The following is an 11780-nucleotide window of genomic DNA, read 5'->3' on the forward strand; positions in this document are numbered from 1 at the left end:
GGTAGCCTGGACCGCGATGGACACCGCGCGCCGCACCCCTCGCACCCTCGCGATCGTGGGGGCCGTCGTGGCCCTCGCCGCCGGGTTGACCGGGTGCACGAACGCGGTGTCGATGGCCCCAGCCCCCTCGGCGAACGCCGCCGCCTGCGCCGCCGTGCAGGTGCGCCTGCCCGAGACCGTCGGTTCGGGATCGGCCCTCCGCGCGACGAACGCGCAGGCCACCGCCGCCTGGGGCGATCCCGAGGTGGCGATCTACCACTGCGGCGTCGCCGTGCCGACGGTGTCCGACCTGCCGTGCTTCTCGCAGGGCGGGGTGGACTGGATCCGCGACGACCGGGGCGACCAGGTCGTCTTCACCACCTTCGGACGGTCCCCCGCGGCGCAGGTCGTCGTCGACACGACGAAGACCACCGCACAGGTGGTGCAGGACCTGTCCGACGCGGTGTCGACGCTGCCGAAGGACGGTCACGCCTGCCTCGACCCGTCCGACGTGCAGGGCTGACGCGGCCCGCGCCGGTCAGCGGACGGCGGCCCGCCCCAGCTCGATGAGTTCGGTGACGAGTTCGCCGTACGAGACGCCGGACGCCGCCCAGCAGCGCGGGTACATCGACAGGGGCGTGAACCCGGGCATGGTGTTGACCTCGTTCACGACGAAGCCGTCCTCGGTCAGGAAGCAGTCGACCCGCGCCAGCCCGGCCCCGCCGATCGCCTCGAAGGCGCGCGCGCCGATCGACCGGATCTCGTCGGTCTGCGCCGCGGTCAGGGGCGCGGGGCAGAGCAGCGACTCGTCACCGCCGAGGTACTTCGACGCGAAGTCGTAGAACCCCTCGTCGGGCACGACGATCTCGCCGGGCAGGCTCGTGCGCGGCACGCCGTCGCGCCCCTCGAGCACGGCGACCTCGACCTCGCGGCCGACCACGCGGGGTTCGACGATGACCTTGGAGTCGTGTTCGAAGGCCAGGTCCATCGCGGCGGCGAGCTGCGAGGGGTCGTCGACGCGCGAGACCCCCATGCTCGACCCGGCGCGGGCGGGCTTCACGAACAGCGGCCAGCCGTGCGCGGCGACCGCCCCGGCGACGCCGTCCGGGTCGGCGGCCCACTGCCGGCGGAGCACGGTGCTCCACGGCGCGACCCGCAGCCCGGCGTGCTCGAGCACGGCCTTCGCCACGTGCTTGTCCATCGCCAGGGCACTCGCGAGCACCCCGTCGCCGACGTACGGCAGACCGGCGATCTCGAGCATGCCCTGGATCGTGCCGTCCTCGCCGAACGGGCCGTGCAGGATCGGGAACACCACGTCGACCTCGATCATCGACACGGTGCCGTCGGGGTGCGAGACGACGAGCTCGTTGGTGGCGGGCGACGTCGGGAACGCGATGCGCGTGCCGTTGTCGGGCACCGTCGGCAGCACGCCGTCCTGGATCGTCCACTGCGCCGGGTCGTCGGGCTGCAGGGTGAAGGCACCGTCGCGCGTGATGCCGATCGGGACGACCAGGTACTCGCCCCGGTCGACGACGTCCATGATGCCGCCGGCCGTCACGCAGCTGATCTCGTGCTCACTCGACCGCCCGCCGAAGAGCACGGCGACGGTGGTCGTGGGCATGGTTCCCTCGGGGATCGTGGGCACGGGAGTCCCTTCGTGACTCGGTGCGGGACCGGTCACTCGCCCTGGGGCTCGTCGGTCTCGGTGAGGTGCGGCGCGATGTTGCGCGGATCGAGCCTACCGGCGAGCACCTCGCCGACCTGGCTGACGATCGGCATGTCGACGCCGTTCGCGGCGGCGAGCTCGAGGATCGGCGCGACGGATGCCAGCCCCTCTGCGGTCTGGTCCATCTGGCGCACCACCTCGTCGAACCGGTACCCCTGGCCCAGCAGCCGGCCGGCGGTGTTGTTCCGCGACAGCGGCGACTGGCAGGTGGCGATGAGGTCGCCCAGGCCGGCCAGCCCGGACAGCGTGGACGGCTGCGCGCCGAGGGACACCGCGAACTCGGTCATCTCGGCGAGCCCGCGCGTGATGATCGACGCCTTGGTGTTCTCGCCGTAGCCGACCCCGTCGACGATGCCGATCGCGACCGCGATGAGGTTCTTCAGCACGCCGCCGAACTCGGTGCCGATGACGTCGGTGTTCGTGAACGACCGGAAGTACGGGTTCGTCGCGACGGCGGCGACGGCGGTCGCGGTGTCCGCGCTCGACGACGACACCACGGCGGCGGTGGGCTGCCGACGGGCGATCTCGAGCGCCAGGTTCGGGCCGCTCGCGACGGCGATGCGGTCCTGGTCGATGCCGAGGCCCTGCAGCAGGACCTCGCTCATCCGCAGACCGGTCGCCTTCTCGACGCCCTTCATCAGGCTGACGACGGGGACGCCATCGGGCAGCAGCTCCTTGATGGCGTCGAGGTTCGACCGCAGGGTCTGCGACGGCACCGAGACGTACACCTGCTCCGCCCCCGACAGCACGGCGGACAGGGACGTCGACGCGGTGAGGGTGCGCGGCAGGTTGATGCCGGGCAGGTAGTCGGAGTTGCGCTTCGTCTCGGTGATCTCGCGGGCCACCTCGGGTCGGCGCGCCCACAGCACGGTGGAGGCACCGCCCTCGGCCAGCACCTTCGCGAAGGTGGTCCCCCAGCTGCCGGCACCGATGACGGCGACACGCGGCTTGTCGGCGGACTGCATCACCACCCGGATGGCGGCGGTGTCGAAGGCCCCGGGTGCCGCGGCGGCGGGGTCGGGTCGGTCGTCGTGCGGTCGGAGGTCACTCAAACCTGCCGGTCTCCTTCTGGTTGTTGGCGGCCGGGTCCCAGCGGGTGGCCGGAGCCGGTTCGCCGCGGAGCTCCTCGAGCAGCGCGGTGATGCGGCTCATCAGGACCTCGGTCACCTGGAGCAGGGTCTGCTGGTCGATCGGCCGACCGCGGTACGCCGACAGGTCGATCGGGTCCCCGACGACGACGTCGACCCGGGACGGCGGGAACAGCCGGAGCTTCTTGCCGTACCGCGCCATGATGTGCTGCGTGCCCCAGTGCGCCATCGGCACGAGCGGCACGTCGTTCTCGAGCGCGATCCGCGCCGCCCCGGTCTTGCCGCGCATGGGCCACAGGTCGGGATCGCGGGTCAGCGTGCCCTCGGGGTAGACGATGATCGCCCCGCCCTGCTCGACGAGCGACCGTCCGCCACCGAGCGGGTCGCTCAAGCGGGTCCGGCCGGACCGCTCGACGGGGATCTGCCCCATGCCCGACATGAGCTTGCCGACGACGGGGACCTTGAACAGCGACGCCTTCGCCAGGAAGCGGGGCGCACGCCGGCTCAGGTACACCGCCGTGCCGACCACGAGCGGGTCGATGTTCGTGAAGTGGTTCGGCGCGAGCACGAACGCGCCCTCCGCCGGCAGGCGGTTCGGGCCGTGCCAGTGGTAGCGCGCGGAGAACCGGAACGTCGGGATGACGATCGAGGCGACGATGCGGAAGGCCGTGTTCAGCTCACCGCGGCGCCACCGGCGCCCCGGGACCGGGAGGCCCGTGGTGACGTCAGTGGCGGACGCACGCCGGGCCTCCAGGCCGTCACCGTCGCTGCGAGGCGACACGTCGTCGCCCGATCGCGATGACGACACGCGTCTAGCCCGCGAAGTCGAAGTCGGCGCCGAGCTTGCGCAGCTTCGGGATGAAGTGCTCGTAGCCGCGGCTGATGATGCCGACGTTGGTGATGTGCGACTCGCCCTCGGCGGTCAGCGCCGCGATGAGGTGACTGAACCCGCCACGCAGGTCGGGGACGCGCACGTTCGCGGCGTGCAGCGTGGTCGGGCCGGTGATGACCGCGGCCTGCTCGAAGGGGCGACGGGCGACACGGCGGTCGTGGCCGGGCAGGCCCTCCTTGTGCACGACGATGTCGGCACCCATCTCGTTGAGCGCCTCGGTGAAGCCGAACCGGTTCTCGTACACGGTCTCGTGCACGATGCTCGTGCCCTCGGCCTGGGTGAGTGCGACGACGAGCGGCTGCTGCCAGTCCGTCATGAAGCCGGGGTGCACGTCGGTCTCGATGACGACGGGCTTGAGGGTCTCGAGCTCCCGGTAGAACCGGATGCCGTCCTCCTGGATGTCGAAGCCGCCGCCGACCTTGCGGAAGACGTTGAGGAACGTCATGAGTTCCTGCTGCTTCGCGCCCTCGACGAAGATGTCGCCGTTCGTCGCGAGCGCGGCGGAGGCCCAGCTGGCGGCCTCGTTGCGGTCGTTGATCGCCCGGTGCGTGTACCCGCGCAGGCTCGCGACGCCCTCGATGAAGATCGTCCGGCTCGGCTCGACCGTGACGATCGCGCCCATCTTCTGCAGGATCGCGATGAGGTCCATGATCTCGGGCTCGATCGCCGCGTTGCGGAGCTCGGTGACGCCCTCGGCCAGGACCGACGACAGCAGGACCTGCTCGGTCGCGCCGACGCTCGGGTACGGCAGCTCGATGTGCGCGCCCTTGAGGCCGTTCGGAGCAGTGAGGTGAATGCCGTTCAGCTGCTTGTCGACGACGGCACCCATGGCGCGCAGCGCGTCGAGGTGGAAGTCGATCGGACGGTCGCCGATGCGGCAGCCGCCGAGGTCGGGGATGAACGCCTCGCCGAGCTTGTGCAGCAGCGGGCCGCAGAACAGGATCGGGATGCGGCTCGAGCCGGCGTGGGCGTCGATCTCGGCGAAGTGCGCCGACTCGACACGGGACGGGTCGAGGATGAGTTCGCCTCGTGCAGGATCGGTGACGCGCACACCGTGCACCTCGAGCAGGCCGCGGACGACCTTGACGTCGGAGATGTCCGGCACGTCCTTGAGGATCGACGGGGTGTCGCCGAGGAGCGCGGCCACCATGGCCTTCGTCGCGAGGTTCTTCGCCCCGCGGACCTCGATGCGTCCCACCAGGGGCTTGCCCCCGCGGATGACGATCTCGTCCGACTTGAGGCCCACGCGCGCCCCTGCGGCTGCTGCGTCCTGTACGAGAGAGTTCACTACTTCACCGGCAATGTCTTCGGCCGCCAACTGGAGCGGCGGGATTCGAACTCCGTGATCGCGGTCTCGTCACGGAGGGTGAGCCCGATGTCGTCGAGCCCTTCCATCAACCGCCAACGAGTGTAGGCGTCGATCTCGAAGGGGACGTCCACATCCCCGAGCGACACGCGCTGCGTCACGAGGTCGACCGTCGCCTCGATCCCCGGGTGCGCCTTGATGGCGGCCCACAGGCGCTCGACTTCCGATTCGGTCACGATCGCGGTGACCAGGCCCTGCTTGCCGGCGTTCCCCTTGAAGATGTCCGCGAAGCGGGACGACACGACGACCCGGAACCCGAAGTCGCGGAGCGCCCAGACCGCGTGCTCACGGCTCGACCCCGTCCCGAAGTCCGGTCCGGCGACGAGCACCCGGGCACCCTGGTACTCGGGCTGGTTCAGCACGAACGCGGGGTCCTGACGCCACCCGGAGAACAGGGCGTCCTCGAAGCCGGTCTTCGTGACGCGCTTGAGGTAGACCGCTGGGATGATCTGGTCGGTGTCGACGTTCGACCGCTCGAGCGGTGCGGCGATGCCGGTGACGGTGGTGATCTTGTCCATCAGAAGGTCCCCTCGGTGGCGGTGGCGGACGTCGCCGCCGCGATCTCGTCGTCGGTCGCCAGGTCCCACGGGCTGGACAGCGTGCCGCGCACGGCGGTGGCGGCGGCGACGAGCGGCGACACCAGGTGGGTGCGGCCGCCCTTGCCCTGGCGCCCCTCGAAGTTGCGGTTCGACGTGCTGGCGCAGCGCTCCCCCGGCGCGAGCTGGTCGGGGTTCATGCCGAGGCACATCGAGCAGCCGGCGAACCGCCACTCGGCGCCGAACTCCTTGATGACGACGTCGAGCCCCTCGGCCTCGGCCTCGAGCCGGACGCGGGCGGAACCGGGCACCACCATGACGCGCACGCCCGGTGCCTTCTGCCGCCCCTGGATGATCGACGCGAAGGCCCGCAGGTCCTCGATGCGCGAGTTCGTGCAGGACCCCATGAAGACGGCGTCGACGGCGATGTCCTTCATCGGGGTGCCGGCCGCCAGGTCCATGTACTCGAGCGCGCGGGACGCCGCCGCCTGGTCGTTCGGGTCCTCGAAGTCAGCAGGCGAGGGCACGGTCTCGGACAGCGACACGCCCTGACCGGGGTTCGTGCCCCACGTCACGAACGGCTCGAGCTCGTCGGCGTCGATGAACACCTCGGCGTCGAACACGGCGTCGTCGTCGGTCGCCAGGGTGTCCCAGTACGCGACGGCGTCGTCCCAGTCCTGGCCGGTCGGGGCGTGGTCGCGGCCCTGCACGTAGTCGTACGTGGTCTGGTCGGGCGCGACCATGCCCGCGCGGGCGCCGGCCTCGATCGACATGTTGCAGATGGTCATGCGGCCCTCCATCGAGAGCGCGCGGATCGCCGAACCGCGGTACTCGAGCACGTAGCCCTGCCCGCCGCCCGTGCCGATCTCCGCGATGACGGCGAGGATGATGTCCTTCGCCGTGACGCCCGGGCGCAGCGTGCCCTCGACCGTGATCGCCATGGTCTTGAAGGGCTTGAGCGGCAGGGTCTGCGTGGCCAGGACGTGCTCGACCTCGGACGTGCCGATGCCGAACGCCATCGCGCCGAACGCCCCGTGCGTGCTGGTGTGCGAGTCGCCGCAGACGACGGTGATGCCGGGCATGGTCAGGCCGAGCTGCGGGCCGACGACGTGGACGATGCCCTGCTCCTTGTCGCCCAGCGAGTGCAGGCGCACACCGAACTCCTCGCAGTTGCGGCGCAGCGTCTCGATCTGGATCCGGCTGGTCGGGTCCGCGATGGGGCGGTCGATGGCGAGGGTCGGGGTGTTGTGGTCCTCGGTCGCGATGGTCAGGTCGAGGCGCCGGACCGGGCGACCGGCCTGGCGCAGGCCGTCGAAGGCCTGGGGGCTCGTGACCTCGTGCACGAGGTGGAGGTCGATGTACAGCAGGTCGGGGTTGCCGTCCTCACCCTTGACCACGACGTGGTCGTCCCACACCTTCTCGGCGAGCGTCTTTCCCATCGGCTCGGCCCTCCTCGTCATCGTCGGTGCACCGCGACCGCGGCACGATCAGGCGACCCTACCATTGGTATACCAACGCGTGCCACGCCCCGCCGCGCTCGCTGTGCGTGCTGCATCACGCCCGGCATGGGCGCCGCGTCCGGTCCGTCGCGCAAGCCGCGTCACGCCCGTCGCACCGGCCGGGAGGCCCATCCCGGCTCCCCGACACCCGTCGCGGTGGGAGGATGGTCGCGACATGACGACAGCTGCACACTCCGCCCGCACGACCAACCTGGAGGGCGCAGCACGCGCCGCGATCGCCGGGGGCGCCCCGCTCGCCCTGCTCATCGCGCTCGACCTGCCCGAGTACGCGGCGTTCGCGGTGTTCGCCGGGTTCACCGCCATCTTCGGCGCCACGGAGCCGTACCGGCAGCGCGCCGTCACCACCGGGGTCGCCGGCCTGCTGCAGACCCTGTGCATGGCCGCCGGCGTCGGGGTCGCGCTGGCCGGGTCGCAGCTCTGGTTGCAGGCCGTCGGGCTCGTCGTGGTGCTCGTCGTGGCGGTGTGCACGCTCTCCGTGCTCCGGACCATCCCCGCGCAGCCGATCTTCCCGGTCTTCGCGTTCGTCGTGTCGGCGCTCGTGCCGGTCCGGCCGTCCGACCTGCCGCTCGTCGCGACGATCATCCTCGGCTCGGTGGTGTGGGCGTGGCTCGTCGCGATGTCGGGCCTGGTGCTCCGCCGCGTGTTCCACCCCCACGCGCCGCACCGGTTCCGGCCCCTGTCCGGACGGAAGCACCGCACCCTGGCCGTCCTGCGCACGCCGGCGCTGTGGGAGACCGTGGCGCTGAACGTGGTCGGGGCGCTCGTGGCCGGCGGGGTCGCCGAGTCGATCCCGGTGCTCGGGCACCCGTACTGGGCGGTGATCGCCGTGGTCTCGACCCTGCCGGCGCTCCGGCAGCGGCACACCGTGGCCCGTGCCGGGCAGCGCGTCGTGGGCACGGTCGGCGGCACCGTGATCGCGGTGGGGATCCTGCTGCTCGAGCCGTCGGCGTGGTGGATCGTCGTCATCGCCGTGGTGGGACAGTTCTTCGCCGAGATCTTCGTGGCGCGGTACTACGCCGTCTGCCTGCTGTTCCTGACCCCGTTGGCGCTGGCGGTGTCGTGGCTGAGCGTGCCCGAGGCACCGGAGTTGCTGGCCCTCGACCGCATCGCGCAGACCGTGCTCGGCGCCGTGGTGAGCGTCGGGCTGCTGGTCGTCGGGCGGGCCGTGGAGCGCCGGCGCGGGCGGCCGCTCGGCGCCACCAGCGCGATCCCGACCGTCTGACGGCCGCGAGGTGCGTGGCGGCGTCGCCACGGGCCTCCCGGCAGTCGGCAGACGGTCGAGCCGCCCGGTCAGTCGCGCGGCTGGATGTTCCAGGCGTCGATCACGGGGCGGCCGTGCTCGTAGCCGAGGATGCTGACCGACGCCGTACCGAGCTTCAGCACCGCACCGTCCTGCGGCGCGAGCCGGATCCACGCGGCACCGAGCGCACGGAGCACGTGCCCGTGGGCGACGAACACGGCGTCGTGCCCCTCGGCGAGCACCGGTCGCGCGCGGTTCAGGATGCGCTCGACGCGGACCCGGACCTCGGCGGCGCTCTCCCCCGGGGTGTCACCCGCGGGCACGCCGTCGGTCCACAGGTCCCACGGCCCGTGCCGCAGCACCTTGATCTGCGGCGTGGTCAGGCCCTCGTACGCGCCGTAGTCCCACTCGTACAGGTCCTCGTCGAGCTCCGGCTCTACGCCGATCAGGTGCGCGGTGTCCCGGGCGCGCTGCAGCGGGCTCGACAGTGCGAGCGCGAACGAGCGGTCGGCGAGGTACCTGCCGGCGCGCTGGGCCTGCTCGACGCCGTTCTCGGTGAGCGGGATGTCGGTGCGGCCGGTGTGCTGTCCGCTCTTCGACCACTCCGTCTCTCCGTGACGGACGAGGACGAGTTCGCCGGGGCGTTCCGAGGTCATGTGTTCCTTCCGAGCCAGAGGCCGAGCGCAGCCGCGCCGACCGAGACGACGAGCATCCCGAGGCCGTTCAGGACGGCGAGCCGGGGCTTGCCGGATCGGAGGAGCTGTACGGTCTCGACGCTCGCCGTCGAGAACGTCGTGTACCCACCCATCATGCCCGTCCCGAGCACCACGACCACGGAGGACGGGATGGTGCCCGCCTGACCGAGCCCCGTCAGCAGGCCCAGCACGAGCGAGCCGGACACGTTGATGAGCACCGTGGCGAGGGGGAACCCGGCGGCGCGGGTGCGTGCGAGGCGCGTCCTGACCGCGCCGTCGAGCACGAAGCGGAGTGCGGCGCCTGCGCCCCCGCCGACGGTGACGAGCAGCAGTTCGAGGAGGTTCACGGCGTGTCCCCGTGCGGTCGGCTCGGTCGCGCTCCCGGGCAGGCTGGTCGCGGGCTGGTCCGCCGCGCGACCCACGTGCCGAGCACGACGGCCACGAGTCCAAGCACCACGGACAGCAGCGCGTACCCGGAGCCGGCGCCCCACCGACCGGCGTCGAGGAGCCGCGCCGTGTCGTCGGCCAGGGTGCTGTACGTCGTGAACCCGCCCAGGACGCCCGTCCCGACCAGCAGGCGGACGCCGCGCCGACGACCGACGTCCGGGCCACGGCGGGCGAGCGCGTCGAGCAGCAGTCCGAGACAGAACGCTCCGACGACGTTGATGCCGAGGACCACCCAGCTGATGCCGTCGTGCGGGGGGAACGCCGCGGCGAGCAGCGCACGTGCCGCGGTGCCGACCGCGCCACCGAGGGCGACGAGGAGGACGAGCCGCCAGCGCAGGTGCAGGGGTCGGTCGTCGCGCACGGCGATCAGGCTACTCGCCCGGCACGGCGGCGGACTGCTCAGCGGACCACCGGCTGGCACCGCGGGCACCACCACACCCGACGCGGTGGCGACCCCACCCGCTCGACGTCGTCGCGTGCGACCACGGCGGTGCCGCAGCGCAGGCACGGGCGACCGGCGCGACCCACGACCCAGTGCCGTTCGCCGCGGCGGGTCCGCCCCGTGGTGACCTGGTACGCCGCCGGCACGGTCGCCGAGTGCAGGAGCATCCGGCGCGCGAGCACGAGCAGCGCGTCGACGTCCACCCGGTCGACCGGGGTGTCCGGGTGCGCTCCGCGGAGGAAGCAGAGCTCGTTCACCCAGAGGTTGCCGAGCCCAGCCACGTTCCGCTGGTCGAGGAGCGCCGCGCGGACGGCACGGTCCGGGCGTGCGGCGAGCCGGTCGGCGGCGTCCGCTGCGTCGAACGGGTCGTGCAGCAGGTCCGGACCGAGGTGCGCGAGCACGCGCGGGACGTCGGCGGTCGCGACGTGCTCGACGACCGGGAGCGACAGGCCCCACAGGGTGCGACCGTCGTCGAACGCCATGCGGACCCGGGCGTCCCGTGCGGCGTGGACGGGCAGGCGACGACCGGCAGCGGTGAGCGTCCACGACCCCTGCATGCGCAGGTGGGTGTGCAGCGTGGTGCCGTCGTCGAACCGGGTGAGCAGGTGCTTGCCGTGCGTGTCGTGTCCCAGGATCCGGCGCCCCGCCAGGCTGCGACCGGCGGCGTCACCGCCGCGGAGCTCGCCGCGCAGCACGACGGCACCGTCGACCTGCCGCAGGCGTGCGGCGAGGCGGTGGACCGAGTCGCCCTCTGGCATGCGATCACGGTAGCCACGACGACCGACACCGCGCGGGCACGGACGGACGCGACGTCGAGCTCCGACGGACGTGATCCGGAACGACGGAAGCCCCCCGGCGGACCGGAGGGCTTCGTGCTGGTGACCCCAGCGGGATTCGAACCCGCGTTACCGCCGTGAGAGGGCAGCGTACTAGGCCGCTATACGATGGGGCCGCGGCATGTTGTCGGACTCGGAGGCTAGCCACCTGTGGTGACCCCAGCGGGATTCGAACCCGCGTTACCGCCGTGAGAGGGCAGCGTACTAGGCCGCTATACGATGGGGCCGTTCCGACAACTCGACAAGTATGGCACACGCCGTGCACGCGTACCAAAACGGGGCGTGTCGCCCGGGTGTGCCGCGCCTCCGGGCCGCCGGTCTAGAACGTCAGGGACTCCCCCGGACGGAGCACCACGAGGGACCCGTGGGGCTCGACGGCCTCCCGCAGTCGCGCCGTGTGCGCCTGGTACCCGACGTCGGACAGCGTGGCCTCGTGGATCGGGAACGCCCGCGTCGGCGCGAGCGCGGCGACGTAGTCCATCATCTCGGCGACCTTCAGCCAGGGCGCCCCGACCGGTGCCGCGAGCAGCTCGACCGGCACGCCGGGATCGGTGTACGAGTCGCCGGGGTGGAACAGGCGGCCGTCCACGAGCACGCCGGTGTTGTCGACGATCGGCACCGACGAGTGGATGAGCTGGTGCCGCGTGCCGTGGAAGTCGAGCGAGAACGGGCCGACCGTGCGGTGGTCGCCGTCGGTCACCACGTCGACCGCGATGTCCGCGTCGGCGAGCGCGGCGCGGACGCCCGCGGGGCCGATGACGACGGCGTCCGGGTTCGCGTCGAGGATGCGGCGCACCTGGTCGGGCGTGACGTGGTCGGGGTGTTCGTGCGTGACGACGACCGCGACCACACCGGTGGCGTCGACCGGACGGGTGAAGCCCCCGGGGTCGAGGACCAGTCGCGCGTCGCCCTCCCGCAGGACCTGGCAGGCGTGTTCGAGCTTCGTGACCTCCATGCGGCCGACCCTACGCGCCGCCCCGCCCCGCGGTCAGCGCTCACGCGCCGGCCGGCGC

13 protein-coding genes and 2 tRNA genes are annotated in these 11780 nt (G+C 72.1%); 2 read left to right on the plus strand and 13 right to left on the minus strand.

What is annotated here, in order from left to right:
* Window positions 1-16: 16 nt before the first annotated feature.
* Window positions 17-502 (plus strand): DUF3515 family protein, encoded by a 486-nt coding sequence (locus LEL83_RS10515; protein ID WP_225558766.1) that lies wholly within the window; start codon window positions 17-19, stop codon window positions 500-502.
* A 15-nt stretch (window positions 503-517) separates the two neighbouring features.
* On the opposite strand, the gene LEL83_RS10520 is transcribed toward LEL83_RS10515, so the two are convergent.
* From LEL83_RS10520 to leuC, 6 genes are all read right to left on the minus strand, one after another.
* Complete coding sequence (locus LEL83_RS10520) at window positions 518-1600, minus strand: D-alanine--D-alanine ligase family protein (protein ID WP_225558767.1); 1083 nt, start codon at window positions 1598-1600, stop codon at window positions 518-520.
* A 56-nt stretch (window positions 1601-1656) separates the two neighbouring features.
* Window positions 1657-2670, minus strand: coding sequence for an NAD(P)H-dependent glycerol-3-phosphate dehydrogenase (locus LEL83_RS10525; RefSeq protein ID WP_225558778.1), 1014 nt, complete (start codon window positions 2668-2670; stop codon window positions 1657-1659).
* Window positions 2671-2749: 79 nt separating this feature from the next.
* The gene (locus LEL83_RS10530) at window positions 2750-3574 is read right to left on the minus strand and encodes a lysophospholipid acyltransferase family protein (protein WP_225558768.1); all 825 of its coding nucleotides are present in this window, start codon (window positions 3572-3574) and stop codon (window positions 2750-2752) included.
* 31 nt (window positions 3575-3605) lie between these two features.
* Window positions 3606-4973 (minus strand): UDP-N-acetylglucosamine 1-carboxyvinyltransferase, encoded by a 1368-nt coding sequence (murA, locus tag LEL83_RS10535; RefSeq protein WP_198656166.1) that lies wholly within the window; start codon window positions 4971-4973, stop codon window positions 3606-3608.
* Window positions 4973-5569, minus strand: a complete 597-nt coding sequence (leuD, locus tag LEL83_RS10540) for a 3-isopropylmalate dehydratase small subunit (protein ID WP_225558769.1) — start codon at window positions 5567-5569, stop codon at window positions 4973-4975. The genes murA and leuD overlap by 1 nt, the downstream gene beginning before the upstream one ends.
* Window positions 5569-7026 carry a 3-isopropylmalate dehydratase large subunit gene (leuC, locus tag LEL83_RS10545; RefSeq protein WP_225558770.1) on the minus strand — a complete coding sequence of 486 codons (1458 nt, stop codon included), beginning with the start codon at window positions 7024-7026 and terminating at the stop codon, window positions 5569-5571. The genes leuD and leuC overlap by 1 nt, the downstream gene beginning before the upstream one ends.
* A gap of 235 nt (window positions 7027-7261) precedes the next feature.
* Here leuC and LEL83_RS10550 point away from each other — a divergent pair, with 235 nt between their 5' ends.
* On the plus strand, window positions 7262-8329 hold the full coding sequence (locus LEL83_RS10550; protein ID WP_225558771.1) for an FUSC family protein: 1068 nt from the start codon (window positions 7262-7264) through the stop codon (window positions 8327-8329).
* Window positions 8330-8397: 68 nt separating this feature from the next.
* Here the strand turns inward: LEL83_RS10550 and LEL83_RS10555 are convergent, their stop codons facing one another.
* The 7 genes from LEL83_RS10555 to LEL83_RS10585 all read right to left on the minus strand — a co-directional run bounded on the left by LEL83_RS10555 (window position 8398) and on the right by LEL83_RS10585 (window position 11722).
* Window positions 8398-9003 (minus strand): histidine phosphatase family protein, encoded by a 606-nt coding sequence (locus tag LEL83_RS10555; protein WP_198656170.1) that lies wholly within the window; start codon window positions 9001-9003, stop codon window positions 8398-8400.
* On the minus strand, window positions 9000-9389 hold the full coding sequence (gene crcB / locus LEL83_RS10560) for a fluoride efflux transporter CrcB (RefSeq protein WP_225558772.1): 390 nt from the start codon (window positions 9387-9389) through the stop codon (window positions 9000-9002). The genes LEL83_RS10555 and crcB overlap by 4 nt, the downstream gene beginning before the upstream one ends.
* Window positions 9386-9850 (minus strand): fluoride efflux transporter FluC, encoded by a 465-nt coding sequence (locus LEL83_RS10565; RefSeq protein ID WP_225558773.1) that lies wholly within the window; start codon window positions 9848-9850, stop codon window positions 9386-9388. Before LEL83_RS10565 ends, crcB begins: the two co-directional genes overlap by 4 nt.
* Before the next feature lie 38 nt (window positions 9851-9888).
* Window positions 9889-10689 carry a DNA-formamidopyrimidine glycosylase family protein gene (locus LEL83_RS10570; protein ID WP_225558774.1) on the minus strand — a complete coding sequence of 267 codons (801 nt, stop codon included), beginning with the start codon at window positions 10687-10689 and terminating at the stop codon, window positions 9889-9891.
* A gap of 118 nt (window positions 10690-10807) precedes the next feature.
* Window positions 10808-10883, minus strand: a tRNA-Glu gene (locus LEL83_RS10575).
* A 35-nt stretch (window positions 10884-10918) separates the two neighbouring features.
* Window positions 10919-10994: transfer RNA gene (locus LEL83_RS10580), tRNA-Glu, on the minus strand.
* A 92-nt stretch (window positions 10995-11086) separates the two neighbouring features.
* Window positions 11087-11722, minus strand: coding sequence for an MBL fold metallo-hydrolase (locus LEL83_RS10585; RefSeq protein WP_225558775.1), 636 nt, complete (start codon window positions 11720-11722; stop codon window positions 11087-11089).
* Between the last annotated feature and the right edge of the window lie 58 nt (window positions 11723-11780).

The organism is Curtobacterium oceanosedimentum, from assembly GCF_020297365.1.
Taxonomy (GTDB): Bacteria; Actinomycetota; Actinomycetes; order Actinomycetales; family Microbacteriaceae; genus Curtobacterium.

Coding starts and splice junctions, on each gene's coding strand:
- LEL83_RS10550 (WP_225558771.1), top strand. CDS start 7,262: ATGACGACAGCTGCACACTCCGCCCGCACGACCAACCTGGAGGGCGCA.
- leuD (WP_225558769.1), bottom strand. CDS start 5,569: ATGGACAAGATCACCACCGTCACCGGCATCGCCGCACCGCTCGAGCGG.
- LEL83_RS10555 (WP_198656170.1), bottom strand. CDS start 9,003: ATGACCTCGGAACGCCCCGGCGAACTCGTCCTCGTCCGTCACGGAGAG.
- LEL83_RS10585 (WP_225558775.1), bottom strand. CDS start 11,722: ATGGAGGTCACGAAGCTCGAACACGCCTGCCAGGTCCTGCGGGAGGGC.
- leuC (WP_225558770.1), bottom strand. CDS start 7,026: ATGGGAAAGACGCTCGCCGAGAAGGTGTGGGACGACCACGTCGTGGTC.
- LEL83_RS10525 (WP_225558778.1), bottom strand. CDS start 2,670: ATGCAGTCCGCCGACAAGCCGCGTGTCGCCGTCATCGGTGCCGGCAGC.
- LEL83_RS10520 (WP_225558767.1), bottom strand. CDS start 1,600: ATGCCCACGACCACCGTCGCCGTGCTCTTCGGCGGGCGGTCGAGTGAG.
- LEL83_RS10570 (WP_225558774.1), bottom strand. CDS start 10,689: ATGCCAGAGGGCGACTCGGTCCACCGCCTCGCCGCACGCCTGCGGCAG.
- LEL83_RS10515 (WP_225558766.1), top strand. CDS start 17: ATGGACACCGCGCGCCGCACCCCTCGCACCCTCGCGATCGTGGGGGCC.